We start from the raw sequence: 25,035 nt of genomic DNA on the forward strand, positions 1-25,035 counted from the left end.
TATAGATGAGGTGGTAGCCTTTTTTTTATTCACTCATTCTCTATTATAAGAAAAACGCATTCAAAGAAAGTTCGTTGATTTCCACAGAAATACTTTAGTTACACTTGATGGGAATGTATGTTCCCTGACAAATATGATGTCAATCTAATATTGGTATATTTATATCATTAAGGAGGTGATGGGTTTGAATACTGATATTAAAGCGACATATACGTGGAACCATACATATGTTTATACCCCTGCCGGAGCAGCTAGCATTTACTTACTTATTGAGTGGAGTGCATTAGAACCATATTCAACCAGGACAAGTTCTATATCGAAACCTTATGCTCGAGATGTTGAATTAAATATATGGCTCGACCCAGTTGTCCAAGTTGTGGCTATTTACGGTTGCGAAGGATATATTCACTCTTCACCATCATCTCTAAAACTGGAACTAGGGAATTTATATATAAATAGCAAGCAAAGTATCGTTATTGAATTTGCTTTCAAACCAAATGCTAAGTGTAAACGTACTGTACTCTCTACCCAATGGAGATACAAAGGAGCAACAAGTGATAAGTTCATAGAACAAGCCATGGAAGAACTATACATGAATTATACGTTTAATCCAGGACTAGTAGAAAAAAAGGGGAATTTCAAGGTAGAAAAGCAAGCGAAGCTTTTAAAAACACCTATTTTATTGAGAGAAGCTATTGCGATATTTGAATTAGGTGATATAGAATACGCTAAGTTTTTAATCAGAAGAAAAGGGGACGAATTGTTATTGTTCGCTGTCCAATCGGGGGATTTAAGACTGCTGGAAGAGGCGGAAAAGATGTATCAATTCATTGAAAACTGTGGAATTAAATCTACATAGTCCTATTGAGCATTATTTACTTCACAGAGAATAATAGCTTGATAAAGAGTATAGCTAAATGAAAATAACAACTCAAAAGGAAGGTATTCCCCCTCTGGATGTCGAAAGAACTAGTTATGTTGTTTTATTGATGAGTCTAATTAACTACATCCAAGGGGAATAATATGACTGACAGACTAATCCGTTTAATGCGAATCATTACTCTAATACAAGCCATGCCTGGAATTCTTGCTAGGGAACTTGCAGAAAGATGTGGAACAACAGAGCGTACTATTTATAGAGACATGGATATGTTGAGTGCGATGCATATTCCTATCATTCACCAAGGTTATGGTAAAGGGTATAAGTTTATTGGTGATTTTTCATTGTATCCTTTAGATTGGACAGAGCAGGAAATGTACGCTTTTGCCTCTTTAGCCAACATAATGGATCAGATCAAACCTCTTCTCCCTGAGGAGTTCGAAAGTGCTTTTGAGAAAGTGATGGCCGTGAGTTATAAAAATAGGATTGAGCGAGCAGGTATACATAATCATTCGAATAATCCATCTTTATAATGGGACATTCAATAAACTATAATTTCCCATTCATAACGGTGAAAAGAAATAGATGAGGCTGTATTGTCATTATTGACAGTACAGCCTCGTCTATTATGAAGTATGATAGGGTGTGTTGATGGGAGTTTATGCTATGGTGAAGGCGCCCTTCTTTTATGATAGAATAAGAGTGACATTTTTTTTACGGAAATGAGCATCGAGAGGTGTTAATTACAAAAGGGGGATATTCGGTGAGTGACTACGTACCGGATCGAACGCAGCAAGAATCGCCAAAGCACAAAAATAGTTTTAATCTGCGGATCAATCTGTTTTTTTTCAGTACATTCCTTATATTTTGTTTGATTATTGTACGTTTAGCTATTTTGCAATTTGTGGAGGGCCCTACACTAAAAGGTGAAGAAACGAGTAGAGATGTTAAGAATGTACCCATTTCTCCAGCAAGAGGTATTATTTATGATGATAAGGGTGTTAAATTGGCCTATTCCGTACCGACAGAGTCACTGTATATTACTTTAAGTAGTAATTATAGCGATCTTGCGGATGGTACCAAGCGAGATAATTACCCTGAAGTGGAGAAGCTGGCTGAGAAATTAGTAGCAGCCTTTGATAAATACGGAGATCCTAATGGAGAGAAACTCACTAAGGATGACGTCTTAAAGTCATTAGATCTAAACTACAAATTATATTCTGGGTACATACCAAGAAGAATTAAGATGGATTTAGTAGAAGCTGAAATAGCTTATTTCATGGAACATAAGTCTGAATTTCCGGGGATTACGATTGTTGAGGAGAGTATTCGACAATATGATCCGGATACTGTTGCTGTTCAAGCAATAGGATACATTAAGGATTTCAAAAGATCTAAAACGTTGGATAAGTATCAGACCATAACAGACGAGATGAAAGATGGCACACAGACCGATCCAGGTCTAATGTATTCCGAATCGGAGTTTGTTGGATTTGATGGATTAGAATTAATGTATCAAGATGAACTTCGGGGGAAGAACGGTTATATGGAGATCCCGGTTGACCCACGTAATATGCCTGAAGGTGTAGATGCCATTATTGCACCAGAAAAAGGACATGATGTATGGTCAACTATAAATAAAGAGGTTCAGGTTAAAACAGAGCAAGCCATTATGGACCAACTAGATTGGTTACATAAGAATCCGGTATCTGGAAGACTTCATCCGAATGCGACTACGGGTTTTGCAGTGGCAATGGAAGTGAAGACCGGTAAGGTCGTAGCTATGGCGAGTATGCCAGACTACGATACCAATGTATGGAGCTCAGGAGCCATATCTTCGGATAATTGGGATAAGGTTCAATATATATACCAGAATGGAACCATTCGTTCCTTTAATTCAGGAAAGAAAGGGTATCATCCAGAGTCTGTCGTACTTCTTGGTTCCACAATTAAGCCACTTAGTGTTCTAATTGGATTGAAGGAAGGATTCTTCACGAAGAATTATACCTACTATGATACAGGTGCGGCTTATTTCGGTAAGGATGGTAGGGTTCAAAACTCACATGGAAGTGTCTATGGTTCTTTGAGCCCTGCTGGAGCGATTGAACATTCATCGAATGCATTCATGGTAGACATGGTCGGTAAACCTCTTAATAACAAATACGGTTCTGAAGCGATTGATAAATGGGATGAGTATATGGCGGATTTTGGTCTCGGGGTTATTACGGGAAGTGGTCTACCTAGAGAGCAGAACGGAACACGTGAGTATATTTTAAACAAGAATGAAAGTACGCAGTCTAGAATGGCGTTTGCATCTTTCGGACAGCAGGGGAAATATACTACGCTGCAACTAGCGCAATATACTACAATGCTTGCTAATGAAGGTAAACGATTGAAACCGCAACTGGTGAGTAAGATTACGGATAATGATGGAAATGTCGTTCAAGCCTTTCAACCTGAAATATTGAACGTTGTTGATTTCGATAAGTCCTATTGGAAAGTCATTAAGAAAGGTATGAATAGTTCCGTGTCTTCATTTGGAGGTTTCCCATATGACTTTGCTAGAAAAACAGGAACATCCACTCAAAACGTGGGTAGGGAACTAGTAGATAATGGTGTATTTATTGCCTTTGCACCACGAGATAATCCAGTATTGGCTGTAGCTGTGATGATCCCTGAAGGTGGGTTTGGGTCAAATAGTGCGGCTCCAATTGCACGCAAAATTTTTGATGCTTATGATGCTGTTTATGGATTAGATGGCGTACCTAAAGGTACGAAAGATAAGGCAGCAGATGGAAGCGATGAGTAAGTTACTCACGGTATAGGAACTTTCGAAACGCTCCAAAAAAATGAAGGGGTTGACTAGACGAATGGCTATTCTCGGATGGATCCTGATCATTGCATTATTTGCAGTTGGGCTTGCTGGTGCTGTATATCCTATACTTCCAGGTGCACTTGCCATTTACTTAGCTTTTTTCGTATATGGTTGGTTTTTTAGTTTTGATTCATTTGGAGTATGGTTCTGGATCATTCAGACGTTAATCGTTGTCGTCTTGTTTGTGGCTGATTACGTCGTGGGAGCATGGGGGACTAAGAAATTCGGTGGGTCACGCAAATCAGTCATATTAAGTACCATTGGAGTGATTATTGGCCCGTTTGTGATTCCTGCGTTTGGACTCGTTATAGGACCTTTCCTTGGAGCTTTCATCGGTGAGTTGTTATCAGGTTCTTCTGTAAATAAATCTGTAAAAGTTGGGTTTGGTTCCTTAGTAGGCCTGTTCAGCAGTATGGTGATGAAGATTATTCTGCAGATCGCAATGGTTGTGATCTTCTTTATATGGATTGTAGTCAATTAATTGTACGTTATGTAACGATAGCCAAGAGCTGTCTTCGTGAGAAAGAAGGGGAAAGGGTTTGGCTAAGAAAGAATCTTTTGTTAAAGGCACGCTTATTCTAGCAGCCGCAGCATTGATCGCACGTGTGCTAGGATTGGTTCAAAGGGTGCCTTTGCAGCATATGTTGGGTGATGTAGGGAATGCATCGTTTACCATTTCCAATAATATCTACTTGATGCTATTAACGGTAGCAACCGCGGGTATTCCAAGCACCCTAAGCAAAATGGTCTCCGAACGTTATGCGCTGGAGAAGCCCCATGAGGCGAAGCGAATTTATCATGCTGCCTTAATTTTCTCGGCAGTCATAGGGGTAATTATGACGGTACTACTGTACCTATGGGCGCCATATTATGCTAGGAGTACGAAGACACCAGAAGCATCATTTGCTATCCGTACGTTGGCACCTGCACTGTTGTTGTTTCCTACTATTGCAATGATGCGGGGGTATTTCCAGGGACGTAATAATATGATGGCTGGTGGTATTTCACAAATTGTGGAGCAGATCGCGAGAGTGGGTACGGCCATTGTTCTGGCTTACGTACTGCTTCGTACAGGCTATAATGATAGTACGATTGCAGCAGGAGCTTCGTTCGGAGGTGTACTAGGTAGTATTGGTGCCTTCGGTGTTATGTTGTATTTCACGCTTAAATTGCGTAAGCAAGATCGTGCGCTCCACCATCAAGAGGGACAAGGTGTACCTCTGCCTATGCTTCAAATTTATAAAGATATATTTAAGTTATCTATTCCAATTGTATTAACTTCCTTAGCTGTCCCAGCGGTGAACTTCATTGATACTTCCATTCTTAAAGGGTTGTTAATTGATCAGTCGGGGGATGCCTATGCAACACAGGTTCTAGCAATTATAGGAAGTCGCGCACAGCCAGTAGCGGGCATTCCACCTATCCTAGCTATCGCACTTAGTACATCCCTTATTCCTATCATATCTGCTGCTTTTGCACGACGTGATCAGGCCTATCTGAAGCAACAGATTACATTGGCTATGAGGATTGCTATTCTAACGGGTATGCCAATGGTTATAGCGCTTTGTGCAGCGTCCTATTCAGTAAATGGTGCGATATTCACGGACACGAATGGCAGCGGAATTATCAGCATGCTTACACTGGGAACTATATTTCAGATCACAATGATGACATCCAATTCAATTTTGCTGGGGTTAAGTAAGGCAAGAGTATCGATGGTTCACGTAATGATCGGAATTCTAGTCAAACTTGCGGCGAGTTATATTTTAGCTCCTTTCTTTGGAGTCTACGGTATTATCGCAGCAACGGGAATCTGTTTTCTTGTCATTACACTGCTCAATGTTAGACTGCTTAAAGTTATCGTCCCATTCTCTATACTTGGAACACGGTGGATTAGCTTCCTGACCACAGTTATCGTGTCTGGTGGAGCCGGATATGGTGTGAATCAAGCAGGTATCCTTTTGGTAGATGTTATGCCTGCAAGATTGGCTTTCTTATTCACTTGTATCATGGTAGGCGTTGTTGTCGTCATGATTTACTTGGTGATGCTAATTGTATTAGGGGTTCTGAGAGAACAAGAGCTATCTAGTTATCCAAGAATGCTACAGAAAGTATTTAAACCACTTATGCGTTTGCAACCCAAACGTTTGCGGAACTATGAAAAAGGTTAACATCTCCTACAGAGATTATTTGAAACCTTGGACGATATCATGTGCTAATGCTGTTTTTTGAATCGCCGATCGATGATCATGACTCATCTCAATGAGAAAAGGGCGTATAGGCTTAGAAATGTACTGTGTAACATTCTTATTCTTCAGCCAATCATACTGAGGAATCGGGTCATAAGGCATATCGAACCACACATCGTTGAGTACAGGACTGTATATCCTCTGTTCCGGTGGTAACCATTCATGTTCTAACAGCTCTGAACTCTCTGAGGGAGAATTCAGAGCTGTTTCTTTGTTTGTAGTAAATAATTGTGGCCAATATTCACTTCTTGAACCTTGGTATGTCGTATGTGTGGCGAAAGAAGTTACTTGATCCAGCACATCCTTGTATCCAAAAAGGAGACTATATAGAGATTTACCGAGATTGATTCTCTCTTCGATCTTGCCGAAGTTCTCTAATACTAAGCCTACCAATCCTGGGTTAGGAGTAGATTCTAGCTTGTCCGTGGTAGTTAGTGACTTCTTACTCAAGGGAAATACGATTTGATTCACATGTGCAAGATGATGGAGCTTATATCCAGATTGTTGAAAGACATTCTTCTGGAAATAGCTATGTTGTACGACTCGGCCCTCAATATAATACTGTTCATTTATGATTAACCCAACAGCTAATAAAGCACCATTCCGATCAATCCAAAAGTTATTCCAAAAAGAGTTCATGAATGTAGACACATGAAACTGGGGTAATAGATGAAAATAACTACAACCATGTCGTTTACTATGTATGTAAAGAAGTAGTTGAGGATAGGCATCTTGAAAAATAAGTGCATTACAGCGCTCTAACATTCGGTAAATATCATCTCTAAGCGTGTTGTTGGTCAGGTCGGCCATTAATCCCCCTTTGAGGTCGCTCATATTCCACCCTCCGTTACGTGAAACCATATGAGCTAATAAGGCCCAGTGGAGCTCAGGATAGGCTTCGTAACATTGCAGATAGGCTTGGGTACGTGTGATATTACTTTGATTAGCAGATGCCGTAGCGACCTGTATATCTCTTATAATCAAATTATCCAAGTTTGTTAAGGAAGTATCACGTAACTCTTCTTTGTAGATATTAGCATCTTTAGAACGATTTGTTTCATCAACTGTTCGTTCTATTTGATTCCTAATAAGTTGTGCTGCAGCATCATTCCATTCTATTTTTTGGGAATGTTTATGAAATGGACGTGATAATTTCCAACAGGCATATTTTCCTTTAATGACTTCTGTAGTTTGTTGGGGAAGCGTTTTTAAAAGACTCAGCATATCACCGATAACGTGGGCATCCGAATGCTTGTCAAACATCGTTCTACGTCCTTTCTAACTTTAGAGTTCTATTCTCAGTATGTCTCAATTATTTGACTTCCACTCCCAATTTTGGTTCACTTATATAAAAATAGTAGGAAGGAATGATCTAAATGGAAAAAATAACATCTAAGGCGCAATTTGATGTGTCTATTCAATCTCCAAGATTAACCATAGCTGTATTTAAAGCCGATTGGTGCTCTGATTGTAAATATATAGATCCTTTCATGCCTGAAGTGGAAGAGCAATACTCGAAGCAATTGACGATTGTGGAAGTGGATGTCGATCAAGTAGGTACGGTGAGTCAAGAACAGAACATTATGGGCATACCTAGTTTCGTTGCTTACACAGATGGAAGAGAACTTGTTAGATTTGTGAATAAACTTCGTAAATCTCGTGAAGAAATTGAACAATTTTTGGATAGTGCATTAGACGTGTATAACTCCATCCATAAGTAAAATCACACACATCACTCCAGCGAGAAAGGGGTGATGGCTTTTTTTGTGTTTATCACATGGGAGGCTATGGATAAGCTATACTTATTAGGTATAATGAAGAGAATATAAATTTGATCAGCAGGTGAGATATTTTGAATACAAAGCAATTGAAATGGCTCAGTTATGTAACTTTTTTTGTAATGTTTTTTGCTACATTCGGGGGGACGGTCGTAACAAGAACTGGCTCAGGTCTTGGATGTGGACAGGAATTCCCATTGTGCCACGGAAAGTTTATTCCTGCACATACGGTTGAATCATTGATAGAATATTCACATCGTTTAGTTAGTGGACTAGCTGGATTGCTGTCGCTGGCTGTGGTTATTGCCTTTTGGATGTATAACAAGCGTAAAGATCTAAGAGTGTATTCGGTGATGACACTCATATTTGTTTTGGTACAAGCAACGATGGGAGCACTTGCCGTTGTTTATAACCAGTCTTCAGCTGTACTTGCTTTACATTTTGGATTTTCTCTCATCGCATTTGCGAGTTCTTTAATGTTAGCGCTAGGAATTCGTAGGTTAGACAAGGCTAAAGGTGTCTTTAATCTAATGAATCTGCCACGGGTAAGCCGGTCGTTTCGAAATTTGACTTGGCTAACAACGGTGTATTGTTATGTGGTTGTATATGTTGGCGCTTTTGTCAGTCATTCAGATTCTGCAGGAGGATGTTCAGGTTGGCCTCTCTGTAACGGGGAATGGATTCCGGAATTGTCCGGTGGTGTCGGTATCGCCTTTATGCATCGAATTGCCGCGTTAGTACTGTTTATTCTGATCGCAACGTTAGCCCACTTTGCTTACCGTCGTAACCGTGGGAATCGTGAAGTACAAATGTTGGGTATTGCTGCACTAACGCTTTGTCTTCTACAGGTACTAAGTGGTGCAATAATTATTGCCACGTTATACAATCCAGAATTGTATATATTCTCAGCATTACTCCATAATCTACTCGTAGCATCATTGTTTGGCGTTCTTTGTTACCTTAGTGTTAGAGTATGGCAGCTAAGTAAATAAATCTGTCCTGACTTTAAAAGTCCTCGATCAAGTTTACGAACTTATTCGAGGGCTTTTTATAAATAGGCTTATATTTCAACGCTAAACGTTTCTTCATCGTTAAAGGACGACGAGATCGTTTATGCTTGTTAGTAGCGAAAACAACTTTTGGGAATACTAATTAGCATTCAAAGAACTTTACTGAAAAAATGATCAGGGAGACCACGCCATGCTGAATGAGTTATTTGGAGACTTATCACATAAGATTAATAATCCCTTAGTGGATAACGCTTTTAAAGAAATGGAGCACGCGATACAATTACTGCAAAAGGAAATGAATCGATATGAGGATCCAACTCATGACTTACGTAAGTTAGAGATCTGGACGCGTGGATTGGTAACCTCTCTAATGGAGTTAGACGAAAGCTATGCGGCGGCTGAATTTTTTAGGAAGTCCATTAGTATTGCTGGGTTCATGGATGATATGTCTCCTACAGAACAGGTGGATTACGCGCGATATGTTTATTTTTATAAAAATGGATTTATCCGAGTGTTTGCAATCCTGGACAAAGTGGGTACTTTTCTAAATGAAGTGTATGACTTGCAAACAACGAAGGTTAAATCTCAATATTCCTACTTTACGGTATTACGCCAATTTTCATTTAAACATACCCATGAACCACTTGGACAGTTACTGGTATCGATTAGGGAGGAATATCGAGAGCCGATTCATGATCTTAGGAAGCGCAGAAATGCAGAAATTCACTATATGAACGTGGAAATGGAAGACGATCTTTGGCAACGACATCAAGGGTTACATGACAAAATTATTCTAGAAGATGTTGATACACATTTGTTGGATCTGAAGCTTGGGTTAGATATGGTGAGTAGAACGATTTCGACAGTATATCATTATACGAGTGAACAATGGATACGCAAAGTGATCCAAACATAATAGCTGAATCATTGCCTGGACATAATTTCTTTTGACAAAGGTAATAAAAAAATTTATACTTACAATACTCAATTTCATAAAAGTTATTTTCTTATCAAGAGAGGCGGAGGGATAGGCCCGATGAAGCCCAGCAACCGATTTGAAGAGCGAGGCAGTAGGTCTCGTATCCGAGAATGTTAGGTGCTAATTCCTTCAGAAGCGTATAACGCGACTCTGGCAGATGAGAAGAAGGCATTGTCTTTACACAAAGAGAGCCCTTTTTCATTCTGAAAAATGGGCTTTTTATATTGTTTGGGTATTTTTTAATAGAGGAGGTTCTTGAGATTGATTGAACTGAAGCAATTGACGAAGAACTACGGCAAAGGTGCACGTATGACAACCGCATTGAGCGGACTGAATCTATCAGTTGAGAAGGGTCATATATTTGGAGTCATTGGTCATTCTGGTGCAGGGAAGAGTACCCTCATCCGATGCATTAACTTATTAGAACGGCCGACATCAGGTGAAGTATGGGTGGACGGTGTTAATCTAACTTCACTGAATACGAAGTTATTGCAAGAGGAAAGACGTAAAATCGGCATGATTTTTCAACATTTTAACCTTCTGTCATCTGCGACGGTCTATGATAATATTGCTTTCCCATTACGTCTTATTCGCACATCAAAGGATGTTATTGATCAAAAGGTGAACGAGTTACTAGCGTTAGTTGGACTACAAGAACATAGTAACAAGTATCCAGCACAACTATCAGGTGGACAAAAGCAGCGTGTAGGTATTGCCAGAGCTTTAGCAAGTGAACCCGAAGTGTTATTATGCGATGAAGCTACTTCTGCTCTTGATCCACAGACAACGGACTCTATTTTAAATTTGTTATTAGATATTAATAAACGATTTAATCTAACCATAGTACTCATTACACACGAAATGCATGTTATTCAGAGTATCTGCGATCGCGTTGCTGTTATTCACCAAGGTGGCATTGTAGAACAGGGAGCAGTAACAGACGTATTTCTTAAACCTAAGCATCCTGTGACGCGTGACTTCATTCGTGGAGAATTGGATAATAGTGAGTTATTTAAGCAAGCCATGAAAGGACCTAACCTGTCATCTTCACAAGTGTTCAAGGTAACATATTTGGGAGAGAAAACCTACGAATCAACTCTTTCGAAGACTGTACGGGAGACGGGCGTTGATTTTGCAATCTTACAAGGGACGATCTCTACGATAAAAGATACACCGTATGGACAACTGGTTGTACGCTTTGAGGGAAATCCAGAGGATATTGTAAGTACAATAGATAGGCTGTTACAACAAGGACTTGAAGTGGAGGTGATGCAATAATGGGTGGGTTAGATTTCTCTATAATTGATTGGAAAGAGATAGCAACGGCTATACTGGATACACTAAAAATGTTGGGAGCATCAGCCGTATTCACTTTTATACTGGGTCTTCCATTGGGTGTCATTCTTTATCTAGCGGCTCGATCCCCTTCACGAAAAGTACACTTTTTGTATTCGATACTTTCTTTCGTAGTTAACATATTAAGATCAGTACCTTTCATTATTCTAATTGTAGCGATGATCCCTGTGACTAGAGAAATTGTTGGGGTATCAATGGGTGTTCTAGGTACGATTCCTCCACTTGTTGTAGGAGCGGCACCTTTCTTCGCAAGACTTGTGGAGACAGCGCTTGGGGAAGTGGATCGAGGAGTAATTGAAGCAGCGGAAGGAATGGGAGCATCTACACGGCAAGTCATCCTTCGTGTGCTACTTCCGGAAGCAAGACCAGGTCTACTTGCAGCGATGACGATTACTATCGTTACTCTCGTATCTTACACTGCTATGTCGGGTCAGGTTGGTGGTGGAGGTCTAGGAGACTTAGCCATTCGATATGGTTACTACAGATATGAAACGGAAGTCATGCTGATCTCTGTGTTCTTAATGGTCATATTAGTACAGTTACTACAAATGGCAGGAGATCGACTGGTTCGTCATTTTACAAGAAAATAAAAGATGTTTGGATTAAGGTAATAACCGAATATCATATTCGGTCGCATATATACCACATTATTCATATTGAAGAAAAGGGGAATAAAAAATGAAAAAATGGGCACTTGGTTTTCTAAGTCTTTCACTAGTTGCGGTTCTCTCTGCTTGTGGTAATTCATCATCTTCATCATCAGATACGTTAAAAATTGGGGCAACATCTGTACCACATGCTGAGATTCTGAAACATATTCAACCCGCTTTAGAAAAAGAAGGAGTCAAAATTGAAATCACTGAATTTAATGATTACGTTCAACCGAACACACAATTATTTGAGAAGCAATTGGATGCTAACTTCTTCCAACATCAGCCATACTTGGATAGCGAAAATGGCAAACGTAAGATGGATCTTGTATCCGTCGTAGCGGTTCATATTGAACCCCTTGGCGCTTATTCCACTAAGCTTAAGTCGATAGATGAGCTTCAAGATGGTGCTCATATTGCGATTCCAAATGATGCAACCAATGGCGGACGTGCACTCAGTCTCCTTGCTGCAAATGGTCTGATTAAACTGAAAGATCCAAAAGCAGTGGAATCTAAAATAAGTGATATTACAGAGAATCCAAGAAATTTTGAAATTACGGAACATGATGCAGCGATTCTCCCACGTCAATTGGATGAGGTAGATTTGGCTATAATTAATACCAATTTTGTTCTTGATTCGGGCTTGGATCCCGTTAAGGATGCATTGTTAATTGAAGGAAAAGATAATCCATATGCTAATATTCTAGTAGCTCGTCCAGATAATAAAGATTCTGAAGCGATTCAGAAGTTAGCGAAAGTACTCACTTCCGATGATGTTAAGAAATTTATTGAGGATGAATACAAAGGCGCTGTAGTTCCAGCATTCTAAGAAGCTTATCCTTGCGCTTCAATGAGTATATTCATCATGTTTTTAAATATAATCCCGTAGAGCCATATTGGTTCAACGGGATTATATTTGTAGAGGACTGTTAAATCTTCTATAATTAAGGTATGACCACTCATTGAGGAGGAAAAGGATTTGAATGGGAGAGTAGCCCTGATTACGGGAAGTGCGAAGGGGTTGGGCAAAAGAACAGCACTCACATTGGCAGATCAAGGATGTAATATTGTTCTGAATTATGTCCATAGTGCTATTGAGGCAGAGGAGTTACGAGCCAAGATTGAACTAAAAGGTGTTCAATGTATTGCTGTACAAGCCGATATTTCCGATCCACAACAACTTGAAGGGTTAATTCATCAAGTAGATGATCATTTTGGAGGTACAGATATCATTGTAAATAATGCGGGCCCTTTTGTTCGGGAACGACGATTGTTTGCAGAATATACGCATGCTGAGATCATTTCTCTGATGCAAGGTAATTTGATCGGTGCAATGCTCCTGGATCATATGGTGATTCCCTCGATGAGAAAGAAGAAGTGGGGAAGAATTATTCACTTTGGATTTGGACATGCAGGGGAAGCAAGAGCTTGGCCACATCGTGCAGTGTATGCAGCGGCGAAGACAGGGCTGGTCTCTTTTACCAAAACTTTAGCTGTGGAAGAAGCACCCTATGGGATAACCGTTAATATGGTGTGTCCCGGAGATATTAGAGGGATGAACAAGGAGAAATCTATTGCGGAAGTTGAAGGGACAGAAGACCTTGAGACGCCAAATGGAAGACCGGGTAGTGGAGAAGACATTGCGCGTGTCATACAGTACTTGTGTCAGGATGACTCCGACTTCATTACAGGTAATATTATGGATATTACGGGAGGATTAGATCCCATTCGTCCATGGATATAAGGATATTTAGATGTAGCGGCAATTATGAAATGGATTTAAGTGAAACTTATACTTTTCTATATTAAAAAAAAGTCTTGGTCTCGCTAATCACGAGGGCCAAGACTTTCTCAAAATATTAAGAAGATTTCACTAAGAAATTAGATTAAAATACTTGAACAACCTCTTGTACGCCCTCAACTTCTTCTAGGAGAGCACGTTCAATACCGGCTTTCAAAGTAATGGTGGAGCTTGGGCAACTGCCGCATGCACCCATTAATCTTAGTTTCACGATACCGTCTTCAACATCAACTAACTCGACGTCACCGCCATCGCGTTGAAGGAACGGACGAAGCTTATCTAGTACATCCAATACCTCATCATACATGGTGCCTTGTGCGTTTTCACTCATAGTGTTCAACTCCTTCCTGATCCTCATTATATTACAAATGAACACAAAAATAAAATAGATAAGTAAAGCAGGTGTATTAGAATTGAGACCAATCATTGAATTTTGTACGAACAACATGCATTTTGATACCGATATAGTTATGAAAAAGTTAGAATCCAATCCAGATTATGACGTTGTTGAATATGGATGTTTGAGTAATTGTGGCCAATGTTACATGATGCCCTACGCTATGGTAGATGGAGAAATTGTCACAGCAGATAGCGCAGATGAATTATATGATGCCATCATCGCTAAGATCAAGGAAGCAGAAGCTTGGGATGACCTAGATTTAGATTAACCAGAGTGTCGTTTCGACTTCCAAAGAACGCCACTTTTCAGTAAGCGAGGAACGCGACCCATAACGGATGTTTTGCCCATTAGTCCGAAGCCCGCTTTCTTTCCTAGAGCCCCAAGGGTTCCTTTTAAATGGAAAGGCTGCAACTTTGGAGTTTCTCCCCGCCATAATGCATGCATTACTTTCGCAACTTGCTCAGCCTGAGCACCAGCAGCTTGGGCACTTGGCGCGAGCGGTAGGCTTGCACAGTCACCAATGACGTAAACTTCTGGATGTTCAGCGATCTGTGAATATGAATTCAGAATAATTCGTCCCCCAGAGTCCTTCGGAACTTGAAGATCCTGCACGATGCGGACAGGTTGAATTCCGGCTGTCCATACGGTTGCATCACTTGTGATGATTTCTGAACCATTATAGATTGCCCCATATTCTATGCGATCAACCGACACATGATGATGAGTATTTACACTATGGGATTGGAACCAATCCTCTACATAAATAGACAATTTAGAAGGGAAGGCCGAGAGCACATGGTCATGCCGATCGAGAATCGAGATGTTCAGATCAGATCTGCTTTCTCTCAATTCTGCGGCTAGTTCCACACCACTGAGCCCTCCTCCTATAATGTTGACCTTACCGTAAGGTTTCACATCATTCAGTTGTTGATAGGTCTTACGCGTATTAGAAAAGGATTGAATACTACATGTGAATTGTTCGGCACCTTCGATCCCATGATAACGGTCTGTGCACCCTAGAGCAATGACAAGATCATCGTAGATGATCTCATCAGATTGTTCCATAATTACTTTTTTACCTTCTAAATCGATGGAGCAAACTTCACCATATGTGATCATCAGTTGAGGATGTTTAGGAAAAGGGACGCGAAGTTCTAAGTCTGTTGCAGTACCTGCAGCTAAAGCATAATACTCTGTTTTAAGACCTTTAAAGGGCATACGATCCACTAATACCATTTCAATATCTTCTGGTAGGTGATCGTCTAGAAGGCCCTGAATAATAGCAAGCCCTCCATAACCACCTCCGAGAATAACTAATTTTCTCATGAATGAGTTTTCCTTTCGTTGTTTCACATCAATTATTTGTCTGCTACTCGAACACTTCAATCTCGTTATAGAATGTATCGCGTTCAACCGGAATACGTCCAGCGCCTTTGATTAGCCATATTAATTCTTTACGAGTTAAACCTTCTGGAGTAAGGGCGCCTGCAGCGTGACTAATGCGTTCTTTAATAATCGTACCATGAGCGTCAGAAGCACCGAAGCTTAGCGCCATTTGCGTTAATTGAGGACCGATATTGATGAAATAGGCTTTTATGTGATCGATGTTATCCAACATTAAACGGCTGATCGCAATTGTCTTGAGATCTTCGTAGGCAGAATTGCGTCGCATGATACCAGCATTCTTATTCTTAGGTTGCATAGATAATGGAATGAATACCATGAATCCTTGTGTTTCATCTTGAAGTTCTCGAATCTGAACCATATGGCGTATACGATCTTCATGACTTTCAATGGATCCGTATAGCATTGTAGTATGCGTCTTCATGCCTAACTTATGTGCGGAACGATGTACTTCTAAATATTGCTCCACATTGGCTTTATCAACCTTCATTTTTTCGCGATAATGATCAGAAAGTATTTCTGCACCACCACCCGTTAGAGTTTTCAACCCTGCTTGTTGTAATTGTTGAAGGACTTCAGTAATACTAAGGCCACTTATGCGTGTGAAGAAATCAATCTCAGCAGCAGTATATGCCTTCAATGTTACATTTGGGAAATGATCTGTCAATGTTTGTAGAGAGTCTACATAATATTGAAAAGGTACGTTAGCGTTGTGACCTCCAACGATGTGGAATTCTCTTACGCCTGGATGGATATGTTGATTAACATATTCGACCATTTCTTCACCAGAAAGCGTATAAGAACCTTCTTCTCCCTGATCTTTACGGAAGTTACAGAAAGCACAATAAGATTCACATACATTCGTAAAATAAAGACTCATATTTTCAATGAAATACACTTTTTTTCCGTTCTTGCGTAAGTTGACCTGATTAGCTAGTTGTCCTAGAGTCAATATATCATCACTCTCATAGAGATAGACACCATCTTCAACGGTTAGACGTTCTCCTTGTTGTACTTTTTCTATAATAGCAGCCATTTGGTTGTCTATATTTGTGGTAGTGATTGTAGACATATAGTTCCTCCTAAAGTTTTTTGTAGCATATCTTCCAGTTTAATCATCGAAAAAACTTACATCGGAAGCATAGACTTAGTTTTTTGTAGCATATCTTCCAGTTTAATCATCGAAAAAACTTACATCGGAAGCATAGACTTAAGTATTTGTGCGACATTGTATTCCATCTGTCCATAGCAAAAGTAGGCATTTCGAGCTGAAAACTCGCCATATTTATGAATATTTTTAGGCATTTGCCTATGGATCACTCTTTTCCTATTATAGACCTCCATTTAATGGGTCGCAATAAGGATGAGAGGAAATGTAGGTGAGACGGATATTATGTTGTGGGTTAGTTGACTTGAGGGTATGGGGGTTCTGGAGTATAATTGACCTACGACACAATATGGAGGTTGAACGATGATAAATATTAGCGATAGTGCTTCAGATAAGCTAAAAGAGATGCTCTCGGAACAAGAGATACCCAATATGTTCCTTCGACTTGGTGTGCAACCTGGCGGCTGTAGCGGCTTCTCCTATGCCATGGGTTTTGATGATGACGAAACAGAGAATGATATATATATGAACGTAAATGATATGAAAATTGTGGTTGATAAAGAAAGCTTGAAATACCTGGATGGGTTAGAAATTGACTTCGAAGAATCTGGTATGGATGGTGGCTTCACCATCAACAACCCGAATGCATCCGCTACATGTGGGTGTGGATCTAGCTTCCGTACAGCTAGTGATGCAGGTAAACCAGCGCCTGAGGGCGAGTGTTAAGAAAGGTTTAGAGCGATATAAAGTGAGAAGAGATGAAGCTCTTTCACTTATAACTGTGGATTAAGGATTGTAGGGATTAATTACAATCCGCAATCATAACAATTACTGTTTATGATTGCGGATAACGTACCTCCAAACTTGTGTTGATAGCTATAACACATATTTAGGAGGTATTTTTATGGGTGGAGTAGCATAAGTTAAAGATCACACCAATATTCCAGCGTATGGTATAGTGCGGATAATAATACGTGATTTTATCATAGAGCTTAAGTAACTATCAATTGCCTAACTTAAGGTAAAGGAGGTGTTGGTATTAATAAAGTACTCGTAAGTTCTCTTGCTGCAGGACTAATTCTTATTTTAACTTTAAGTTTAACTGATATAGCAGAAGCTAAGGGAGAGATTGTTACATATAAAAATTGTACGGAGTTGAATAAGGTTTATAAAGGTGGTGTAGCTCGTTCTTCCTCAGTCAAAAATAAAGGTGGGAAAACGAAATACAAGCCTTTTGTTTCTCAGGCTCTCTATGACGCGAATAAGAAAAGTGATCGTGATAAAGACTTAATCGCATGTGAACGTTAAATGATCGTTTCAGAATTTGGCTTGATTTAGCAAAGACCTTCCTAATCTAATCCTTCATTCCACTGTATTTGGTCGTTCGTGTATTAAACGCATTTCTGTTAAAAATGTTAAAGGGCAAGAGTTACACTTAAATCTCTGGTTTAATGTCATTGGATTATGGAAGCTGTACATCAAGTTTGGCAGACGACCATCCACAAATAAAAGCCACTTCATGATTAGGAAGTAACCTTCCTTATATGAAGTGGCTTTTAATGTTACGAAGCGGGTACAAGAAATGTATGATTCACCATCAGTACAATCATGGAAGCAGTAAGAATGGAGAAGGCAATACAACTGGCTCCTAGAACACTTCGTTTACTCTTGATGAACTTAAATCCAATCGCGAAGATTAAGACCGTTGTTAGTGCAAGAATGGCTGACATGCCAACCATTGCAATCCAATATAATATTTCAAATAACTGTGCCACAGTCGCGTGTACCTCCTTTATCACAAATCCATATATTGCTTAGAGTATATCTGATATTACGGAGGAAGCCAATAATCTATTCCAAAACAAGAACATTTTAACTAGATTAAAGATCGGATTAGACAGTGCTCATAATGATGATGGGAGGTAGGATGTAATTTTACCGTTGAATCTATCAATTGAGCGGGTATTATTTATAGATTTCCATAAATTAACTAAATGAATAGGATTCTAGCAAAAATATTTTTTTCTAAAATGAAAGACTTTGACCCTGTGTATAACATTTATCCACATTACCCACTGTAGTTTCATAAGCCTCACGACACTTACTCACAAAATATGCACAGGTTTTCCACAGTTGCCTGTGGATAATCAGAACGCTTGTTCTGTTATTGATAGTTTGATATGATGATTTTAGGAAAAAAGAGGAAAGGGCGTGCGGAGGATGGCTATATTATCAGATGAGATGTTGCTAGATTCCTATCATCTTGCGGTAGAATTAAAACTAGAGCGTGAATTCATCAAGCTACTATTAGCCGAAATACACAAGCGCAAATTGATCCAGCAAATGAACATCGCATATTAAGTTGGAATGCTATCATGATGCCGATCTTGGACGTTGAATAGTGATCCATCTCAAGCAACCGGAGGTGTGAGTACATCATTTACATACATGAGAATAACAGAAAAAAAAGGGTATCCAATTGACGTCAGTACATGATTCGTCAATATGGATACCTTTTTCATTTTTTTTCGAGATATATTAAAGTTTCATATTACTGCTGTGCCCTGGAGATAGACGAGCTTCTGGATCGAGATATACTTTTGCATTATTTACAGCGGTTGGAGCTTCACCAAATCCAACGGCAATAAGTTTTAACTTGCCTGGGTAGGTCGTAATGTCTCCTGCAGCAAAAATACCTGGAATATTCGTTTCCATACGGGAATCTACGATGATAGAATTTCCGTCGATGGCAATTCCCCATTCCTCAATAGGACCTAGTGAAGAAATGAAGCCGAAGTTAATGATAACATCGTCTACTTCAATCTCTTGTGTCTCTTTTGTCTTAACATCGGAAAGAGTCACTTTAGTGATGTAGTTATCTCCATGAAGTTCCGTGATTTCTGTAGGAGTAATAACATTGACTTTGGAATTCATCAAGTTCTCCACACTATGTTCATGTGCACGGAATTTATCACGACGGTGGATTAACGTAACTTGTTCAGCAATAGGTTCTAGCATAAGTGCCCAGTCTACTGCGGAATCTCCTCCTCCATTAATCAACACTTTCTTTCCTTTAAAAGCATTTAGATCATTGACGAAATAATGTAGGTTTGTTTTTTCGAAACGTTCCGCGCCATCAATCTCAAGTCTACGTGGTTCGAATGCACCTACACCAGCAGTGACAATAACGGCTTTGGAATGATATTCAGCTTGATCTGTCTTAACGATGAAATGACGTTCTGCTTCTTTTACGACAGAAACCACTTTTTCTTCAAGACGTACATTCGGTTCGAATAACTTCAATTGTTCCTGTAAATTTTCTACAAGTTCTTGTGCTGTTACCTTAGGGAAGCCGGCAACATCATAGATGTACTTCTCAGGGTAAAGAGCAGCAAGTTGCCCACCGAGTTGCGGCATACTCTCGATTAGAGTTACGGATGCTTGACGCATTCCACAATAAAATGCAGCAAACATACCCGCGGGGCCGCCCCCGATTATAATTAGATCCGTTAATTCATCACCAAGTGGTTGGGATGTCATCAGGTAAAGCACCTCCATATAAAAAGTGAATTTGTTTTAGTTCATCTTAATCATTATAGTCGGATCGATATCATATTAAAAGTTTGAAAGAGAGTATTTCTATTATAAAATGCAAAGATGTGACGTCCAAGATATAAATTATGAACTGTTCATGTGGCTTTTTATATAAACCTTGTTCAAGACACTTTGAAATAGCTAGTAATTCAGTTGTGTGTATACTCAAACAGTAGTAATTGCGGGGAAAGTGAATGAATCTCATTTTGATTAAAATAATTAAAAGGTTTAAAATAGATAAGATATATATCTTAAAATAGGGATATAATAAATCCCTTCTATTAATGTGTTTATTTTCACATTCTGACTAGGGTTAAATGAGTATAACTATATAAAGAGAGATTTGGAAGGAGTAGGAATGAGTATGAGTAATATTCCGAAAATAGTAATACTGGGTGCTGGATATGGAGGGATCCTAACAGCCCAACGTCTTCAAAAAGAATTAAAATATAATGAGGCAGATGTTACATTGGTTAACCGCCATGACTATCATTATATTACAACTCATTTGCACATGCCTGCTGCAGGTACAGATAGCATAGAGAATACACGTGTTCCTATCTCGAATCTAATCGATGAATTCAAGATTGATCTGGTGAAATCCGCAGTTCAGGAGATTCGCCCTCAAGAGAAAAAAATTATTCTAGAAGACGGTACACTTTCTTATGACTATCTTATCATTGCCTTAGGAGGAGAGCCTGAGAGCTTTGGTATTCCTGGACTTGCTGAACATGCCATGTCCATTCGTAGCATTAACTCGGTACGTCTAATTCGCAAACATATCGAGTATCAATTCGCCCAATATAAGAATGAGAAGAATGCTCAAGAACGCATTAATTTCGTAGTTGGGGGCGCAGGATTCAGTGGTATAGAATTTGTAGCTGAACTAGCCGATCGAATTCCTAAACTGTGTAAAGAATACGATGTCGATCCTAATTTAGTAAATATCTATAATGTTGAAGCAGCTCCAACGGCATTACCAGGATTTGCTCCTGAATTAGTTGATTATGCCATGGAGGTCCTTGTCAAAAAAGGCGTGACTTTCAAAATGGGAGTTGCCATCAAAGAGTGTACAGCGGATGGTGTTCTTCTAGCAACAGGTGAAGAGATCAAATCGGCTACTGTCGTTTGGACAGGTGGTATTCGTGGAAATCGTATGATTGAGGCTGCTGGCTTCGAAACGATGAGAGGCCGAGTTAAAGTTGACGAACATTTACGCGTACCAGGTCAAGATAATGTATTCATTATAGGTGATAATGCACTTATGTTTAATCCTGAAGGTCGGCCATACCCACCAACTGCACAGATTGCTATGCAACAGGGGGTATGTTGTGCGCAGAACGTGGTTGCTTGTATACGTAACCAGCATCTTAAGAAATTCGAATTCAGTAATAAAGGTACGGTTGCCTCATTAGGTAGAGGTGAAGGTGTAGCAGTTATAGGTAAGAAATTAGTGAAGGGTTGGAATGCAGCGCAATTGAAGAAGGTTGTAGATATGAGATATTTGTTTACGATTGGCGGCATTACACTTGTGATAAAAAAAGGAAGATTCCTATAATATGAGACATTGTAGTGTACAAGTGCGTGGGTTACTTACGAGGGATGAATTGGATCGTTATAATGCATTAATGGAAGTTGGTTCTCACTTGGAATCTCAGGATGCTTACGATATGGCTTATACGATTCAGAAAGAAGTCGATATTCTGATTCTCCCAGCTATTGAGCGTTTGAAGGAAAAAGGCCGTGCGCGGGATGTAGCAACAGCGGAGTATCTTGATTCTAGGAAACAAACGGAAACGGAACAAGAATAATAGGTATTATTGTGGATTTGTCGCTACATAGTGAGCGACAAATCCTTTTTAGGATCAGGTTAATGTTTGCATAGAAATAAAGCCCTCTCCATATGATGAATAGGAGAAGGCCATGATGCTAGTTATATATATTGAGATGTGTAGATTATAATTTAAGCATATCTTCGAAGGATTGTTCGCTAAGCAGACTGCCTACATAGAACGTACCGAATTCACCATAACGGGCACTAACCTCATCAAAACGCATTTCATATACAAGTTTTTTGAATTGTAATGCATCGTCTGAGAACAATGTTACTCCCCATTCCCAATCATCTAGCCCTACAGAACCGGTAATAATCTGTTTCACTTTACCAGCATAACTACGACCAATTAATCCGTGGCTACGCATGAGAGCACGACGTTCTTCCATGCTAAGCATGTACCAATTATCTGCAAGGTCACGTTTCTTATTCATCGGATAGAAGCAGATATATTTATTCTGTGGAAGAATCGGTTTAAGACGTTTCACAATCTCGGGGTTCTCCATCGGATCTCCGCCATTACTACCCATGTAATTACTAAGCTCAACAATGCTGACATAGGAATAAGCTTTGGTTGTGTACTGTGCAAAGATAGTTTTGTTAAAAGCAGTCTCAACTGCATTTAATTCTTCTAACGTTTCCCGCAAGTGCATAAATACAAAGTCAGCCTTCTGTCCGACAATCGTATAGGCAATGCTACTTCCCTTTTGAGAAGTCTCCACAGCAGACCATTCTTGTATGAACGCTTGAAGCTCATCCAGTGCCATAGCACGGTCTTCATCATCAGCAGATTTCCAAGCAGCCCAATCAATAGAACGGAAATCATGAAGAGAATACCATCCTTCAAGTGTTGTTGCGACTTCACTCATGTCATTAATCACTCCTAATATAGGTAACTTGCATGTAGCTATGGTAACATTGTACTCAAGAAAAAGCGTTAGAGCAAACGATGACACAATCTATTCACGTAATGTTCGTTGCTTCGTGACAATTTTTCTAGTAAACTATCAACTAGAGTATACTATTGTGCGTTTTTTTATAGAAAAGGGAATATAAAGAAGAGGTGAAATGGCCCGTATGCAATTTATCCCTGTGCTCGTATTAATGGTATTATTTTTTGTAATGATGTTCGGCATTGGTTTTATTCTGAATATGTTAATGAAGACAACGTGGTTTCCATGTTATTTGTTTGTTATTATCATATTGCCTGTGGTCATATATTCCTTGTGGGATCATAGTATGCCACTTATGACACATCTGGGTTCATTTCATATTGTTGATTATCTTACAGGAATAGCAGGGTTAGTTGGAGCTTATATTAGTGGTTGGGCAATTAAGAAGTTACGTCAAGGCGGATATACTATGTTTTAATTAGATACATATTGCGAACAGCTCTTCCACTAGGGAGAGCTGTTCTGTTGCTATAATAAGTTGTGAGATCATATAACAAAGAATTGAAAAAAGATTCACAGGTAAGTATGTCCAATCACAAAATATACGCGAAATACGTCGAACGAGCTATAAGAATTATGTTAGAATAGAAGCAGTCTATGTAAACAGATGGGAGGTAAAAGATGCGCATAAAGAGTCTTCTACATTATTCAGAGAACCACCAATACTGCGTTTATCGCGATTTCTGCTTGAGCAGTCTGGACAATAGAATGCTCCAGTGTATCTACCAACCCATGGTCGGTGCATTCGCTCTAAGTTTCTATCATCTGTTGTTTCAACAGCTCCCTATAGAGAAGATCGGTTATTCTAGAATAGAGCAACAACGCCGTCTTTTCTTAACATTAGGTATGGAACCTAGTGAGAAGGGTCGGAAATTTCTGATTGAGCAAGCGTCGAAGCTTGAAGCGGTAGGTTTATTACAAACAAGTCGGATTTATGTACCAGAGAATGATGATTATATGTATGAGTATGAATTAACGGCACCCCTATCACCAACAGAATTCTTTAATACACAACACTTAACACTTTTATTACGTGACAAGATCGGCAAATTTGCTGTGCTTTCGTTACGAGAAGAGCTGTGGGCTAAAGAACCGGAAGAGTGGTCTTTCGCTACACAGAATAAAGAAAATATTTCAGTACCTTTTTATGAGATTTTTGAACTTAACACTCATGTGATAGATTATGAATTAGAGCAGGCTCTATCCGAAGTTTCTACGGCAAGACAATCGGGTCTACAAAAGGGTGAAGAAAGTAACAGTCTGAATTATGCTGATATTATCCTTCGATTCCCAAGAGAGTCTGTCAATCGAGAGCATGTCGAGAAGCTTAGGTTCAATTTTGAACAAATGGGCATTGTAAATTATGTTGTTAATAAATATGAGTTGAATATTCAAGATATATGTCGTCTTTTAGATGAGGATGGTATATTTACACCGCAGGGTGATATCATCTTAGATGAATTGCAACATCAGGCCAATCTACACTTCCGTCAAGGCAAGAAAAGAAAAGAACAGCGTGAGGTGTTAGCTGGTAAGATCATATCCATTCGACAAGGGGAAGAGAAGCCAGAGGGGTCCCTTCAATTGGAACATGCGGTGCAAATGGAGTTTTATGTTGAAGTACCGATGCAGTTTAAATCCAAGTGTGATATTCATCAATATAATATGATGCTTCGGAATGAACCTTATACCAAATTACTTAAAACGTTCTTTCCAGGTTCAGTTCCAGATAATCTAATTGATATATTTGAAAAGATTGACCTTAGTTATAAATTACCTGGTGAAGTTATTAATGTCCTTATACATTATTTAATGTCTCTCTTGGCTTCAGGTGGGGATCAACGAATTAATCGCAATTTCATAGAGGCTATTGCATCTAATATGTTGTTGAAGCAAGTGAATACGTATGAGAAAGCAGTACAATATATCAAAGATCAGTCTAAAGTGAAAGGTAAACAAGCTGCAGCCGCATCTGGTGGAGCACGTGGCCGTAATACCTACAGTAAGCAAGCCAAGATGAAGCCAGCCATTCCGGTCGCTCAAGATAATAGCCAAGGCGGTCAGGTATCTGAAGCAGAATTCGAAGAGATGATGAGAATGGCTGCTGAGATCCAAGCGAGTAAGAAACAAGGCTGATTTTGAGAAATGCATGAATATCAATCAT

The 25,035-nt window shown here is 39.4% G+C and carries 27 protein-coding genes and 1 riboswitch; of the genes, 20 read left to right on the forward strand and 7 right to left on the reverse strand.

What is annotated here, in order from left to right; genetic code table 11:
• Positions 1-184: 184 nt before the first annotated feature.
• The 5 genes from AC1D69_RS05570 (at position 185) to AC1D69_RS05590 (ending at position 5,926) form a co-directional block, all read left to right on the forward strand.
• Positions 185-859: a hypothetical protein gene (locus AC1D69_RS05570; RefSeq protein WP_495455146.1), complete on the forward strand. Its 675-nt coding sequence runs from the start codon at positions 185-187 to the stop codon at positions 857-859.
• A 164-nt stretch (positions 860-1,023) separates the two neighbouring features.
• Complete coding sequence (locus AC1D69_RS05575) at positions 1,024-1,413, forward strand: helix-turn-helix transcriptional regulator (protein ID WP_495455147.1); 390 nt, start codon at positions 1,024-1,026, stop codon at positions 1,411-1,413.
• A gap of 230 nt (positions 1,414-1,643) precedes the next feature.
• Positions 1,644-3,689 (forward strand): peptidoglycan D,D-transpeptidase FtsI family protein, encoded by a 2,046-nt coding sequence (locus tag AC1D69_RS05580; RefSeq protein WP_495455148.1) that lies wholly within the window; start codon positions 1,644-1,646, stop codon positions 3,687-3,689.
• A gap of 61 nt (positions 3,690-3,750) precedes the next feature.
• Positions 3,751-4,236 carry a DUF456 domain-containing protein gene (locus tag AC1D69_RS05585; RefSeq protein WP_495455149.1) on the forward strand — a complete coding sequence of 162 codons (486 nt, stop codon included), beginning with the start codon at positions 3,751-3,753 and terminating at the stop codon, positions 4,234-4,236.
• Positions 4,237-4,294: 58 nt separating this feature from the next.
• Positions 4,295-5,926 carry a putative polysaccharide biosynthesis protein gene (locus AC1D69_RS05590; RefSeq protein WP_495455150.1) on the forward strand — a complete coding sequence of 544 codons (1,632 nt, stop codon included), beginning with the start codon at positions 4,295-4,297 and terminating at the stop codon, positions 5,924-5,926.
• 15 nt (positions 5,927-5,941) lie between these two features.
• Here the strand turns inward: AC1D69_RS05590 and AC1D69_RS05595 are convergent, their stop codons facing one another.
• A complete protein-coding gene (locus AC1D69_RS05595; protein ID WP_495455151.1) occupies positions 5,942-7,267 on the reverse strand; it encodes a DUF2515 family protein in 1,326 nt (441 codons plus the stop codon).
• A gap of 113 nt (positions 7,268-7,380) precedes the next feature.
• Between AC1D69_RS05595 and AC1D69_RS05600 the strand changes: the two genes are divergently transcribed.
• The 7 genes from AC1D69_RS05600 (at position 7,381) to AC1D69_RS05630 (ending at position 13,521) form a co-directional block, all read left to right on the forward strand.
• Positions 7,381-7,725 carry a thioredoxin family protein gene (locus tag AC1D69_RS05600; RefSeq protein ID WP_495455152.1) on the forward strand — a complete coding sequence of 115 codons (345 nt, stop codon included), beginning with the start codon at positions 7,381-7,383 and terminating at the stop codon, positions 7,723-7,725.
• Positions 7,726-7,856: 131 nt separating this feature from the next.
• Positions 7,857-8,774, forward strand: coding sequence for a COX15/CtaA family protein (locus AC1D69_RS05605; RefSeq protein WP_495455153.1), 918 nt, complete (start codon positions 7,857-7,859; stop codon positions 8,772-8,774).
• A 208-nt stretch (positions 8,775-8,982) separates the two neighbouring features.
• On the forward strand, positions 8,983-9,708 hold the full coding sequence (locus AC1D69_RS05610; protein ID WP_495455154.1) for a Cthe_2314 family HEPN domain-containing protein: 726 nt from the start codon (positions 8,983-8,985) through the stop codon (positions 9,706-9,708).
• Between the two features lie 88 nt (positions 9,709-9,796).
• A riboswitch (SAM riboswitch) is annotated at positions 9,797-9,935 on the forward strand.
• Positions 9,936-10,032: 97 nt separating this feature from the next.
• The gene (locus AC1D69_RS05615) at positions 10,033-11,049 is read left to right on the forward strand and encodes a methionine ABC transporter ATP-binding protein (RefSeq protein ID WP_495455155.1); all 1,017 of its coding nucleotides are present in this window, start codon (positions 10,033-10,035) and stop codon (positions 11,047-11,049) included.
• Positions 11,049-11,717, forward strand: a complete 669-nt coding sequence (locus AC1D69_RS05620) for a methionine ABC transporter permease (RefSeq protein WP_495455156.1) — start codon at positions 11,049-11,051, stop codon at positions 11,715-11,717. The genes AC1D69_RS05615 and AC1D69_RS05620 overlap by 1 nt, the downstream gene beginning before the upstream one ends.
• Positions 11,718-11,805: 88 nt before the next feature.
• Positions 11,806-12,606 carry a MetQ/NlpA family ABC transporter substrate-binding protein gene (locus AC1D69_RS05625; protein WP_495455157.1) on the forward strand — a complete coding sequence of 267 codons (801 nt, stop codon included), beginning with the start codon at positions 11,806-11,808 and terminating at the stop codon, positions 12,604-12,606.
• A 150-nt stretch (positions 12,607-12,756) separates the two neighbouring features.
• Positions 12,757-13,521: an SDR family oxidoreductase gene (locus tag AC1D69_RS05630; RefSeq protein WP_495455158.1), complete on the forward strand. Its 765-nt coding sequence runs from the start codon at positions 12,757-12,759 to the stop codon at positions 13,519-13,521.
• A 142-nt stretch (positions 13,522-13,663) separates the two neighbouring features.
• Here the strand turns inward: AC1D69_RS05630 and AC1D69_RS05635 are convergent, their stop codons facing one another.
• Positions 13,664-13,909, reverse strand: coding sequence for a NifU family protein (locus AC1D69_RS05635; RefSeq protein ID WP_495455159.1), 246 nt, complete (start codon positions 13,907-13,909; stop codon positions 13,664-13,666).
• 82 nt (positions 13,910-13,991) lie between these two features.
• On the opposite strand from AC1D69_RS05635, the gene AC1D69_RS05640 reads away from it, so the two are divergent.
• Entirely contained in the window at positions 13,992-14,246 is a 255-nt protein-coding gene (locus tag AC1D69_RS05640; protein WP_495455160.1) for a YuzB family protein, read from the forward strand.
• Here AC1D69_RS05640 and AC1D69_RS05645 read toward each other — a convergent pair.
• Entirely contained in the window at positions 14,243-15,304 is a 1,062-nt protein-coding gene (locus AC1D69_RS05645) for an NAD(P)/FAD-dependent oxidoreductase (protein ID WP_495455161.1), read from the reverse strand. The two genes, AC1D69_RS05640 and AC1D69_RS05645, sit on opposite strands and share 4 nt — an antisense overlap.
• A gap of 43 nt (positions 15,305-15,347) precedes the next feature.
• Positions 15,348-16,454 (reverse strand): aminofutalosine synthase MqnE, encoded by a 1,107-nt coding sequence (gene mqnE, locus AC1D69_RS05650; RefSeq protein WP_495455162.1) that lies wholly within the window; start codon positions 16,452-16,454, stop codon positions 15,348-15,350.
• Between the two features lie 399 nt (positions 16,455-16,853).
• Here mqnE and AC1D69_RS05655 point away from each other — a divergent pair, with 399 nt between their 5' ends.
• Both AC1D69_RS05655 and AC1D69_RS05660 read left to right on the forward strand, forming a co-directional pair.
• Entirely contained in the window at positions 16,854-17,216 is a 363-nt protein-coding gene (locus tag AC1D69_RS05655; RefSeq protein WP_495455163.1) for a HesB/IscA family protein, read from the forward strand.
• A gap of 351 nt (positions 17,217-17,567) precedes the next feature.
• Positions 17,568-17,798 carry an excalibur calcium-binding domain-containing protein gene (locus AC1D69_RS05660; protein ID WP_495455304.1) on the forward strand — a complete coding sequence of 77 codons (231 nt, stop codon included), beginning with the start codon at positions 17,568-17,570 and terminating at the stop codon, positions 17,796-17,798.
• A 254-nt stretch (positions 17,799-18,052) separates the two neighbouring features.
• Here AC1D69_RS05660 and AC1D69_RS05665 read toward each other — a convergent pair whose 3' ends face one another.
• Positions 18,053-18,265, reverse strand: a complete 213-nt coding sequence (locus AC1D69_RS05665; RefSeq protein WP_495455164.1) for a hypothetical protein — start codon at positions 18,263-18,265, stop codon at positions 18,053-18,055.
• A gap of 445 nt (positions 18,266-18,710) precedes the next feature.
• Between AC1D69_RS05665 and sda the strand changes: the two genes are divergently transcribed.
• Positions 18,711-18,851 (forward strand): sporulation histidine kinase inhibitor Sda, encoded by a 141-nt coding sequence (gene sda / locus AC1D69_RS05670; protein WP_495455165.1) that lies wholly within the window; start codon positions 18,711-18,713, stop codon positions 18,849-18,851.
• A 177-nt stretch (positions 18,852-19,028) separates the two neighbouring features.
• Here sda and AC1D69_RS05675 read toward each other — a convergent pair whose 3' ends face one another.
• The gene (locus tag AC1D69_RS05675; protein ID WP_495455166.1) at positions 19,029-20,030 is read right to left on the reverse strand and encodes an NAD(P)/FAD-dependent oxidoreductase; all 1,002 of its coding nucleotides are present in this window, start codon (positions 20,028-20,030) and stop codon (positions 19,029-19,031) included.
• A 418-nt stretch (positions 20,031-20,448) separates the two neighbouring features.
• On the opposite strand from AC1D69_RS05675, the gene AC1D69_RS05680 reads away from it, so the two are divergent.
• Entirely contained in the window at positions 20,449-21,642 is a 1,194-nt protein-coding gene (locus AC1D69_RS05680; RefSeq protein ID WP_495455167.1) for an NAD(P)/FAD-dependent oxidoreductase, read from the forward strand.
• Position 21,643: 1 nt separating this feature from the next.
• Entirely contained in the window at positions 21,644-21,895 is a 252-nt protein-coding gene (locus tag AC1D69_RS05685; protein WP_495455168.1) for a hypothetical protein, read from the forward strand.
• A 145-nt stretch (positions 21,896-22,040) separates the two neighbouring features.
• Here AC1D69_RS05685 and hemQ read toward each other — a convergent pair whose 3' ends face one another.
• The gene (hemQ, locus tag AC1D69_RS05690; protein WP_495455169.1) at positions 22,041-22,787 is read right to left on the reverse strand and encodes a hydrogen peroxide-dependent heme synthase; all 747 of its coding nucleotides are present in this window, start codon (positions 22,785-22,787) and stop codon (positions 22,041-22,043) included.
• A gap of 208 nt (positions 22,788-22,995) precedes the next feature.
• Here hemQ and AC1D69_RS05695 point away from each other — a divergent pair, with 208 nt between their 5' ends.
• Positions 22,996-23,289 carry a YuiB family protein gene (locus tag AC1D69_RS05695; RefSeq protein ID WP_495455170.1) on the forward strand — a complete coding sequence of 98 codons (294 nt, stop codon included), beginning with the start codon at positions 22,996-22,998 and terminating at the stop codon, positions 23,287-23,289.
• A gap of 203 nt (positions 23,290-23,492) precedes the next feature.
• Positions 23,493-25,007 (forward strand): DnaD domain protein, encoded by a 1,515-nt coding sequence (locus AC1D69_RS05700; RefSeq protein ID WP_495455171.1) that lies wholly within the window; start codon positions 23,493-23,495, stop codon positions 25,005-25,007.
• Positions 25,008-25,035: the final 28 nt, after the last annotated feature.

The organism is Paenibacillus sp. Y301, assembly GCF_059445505.1.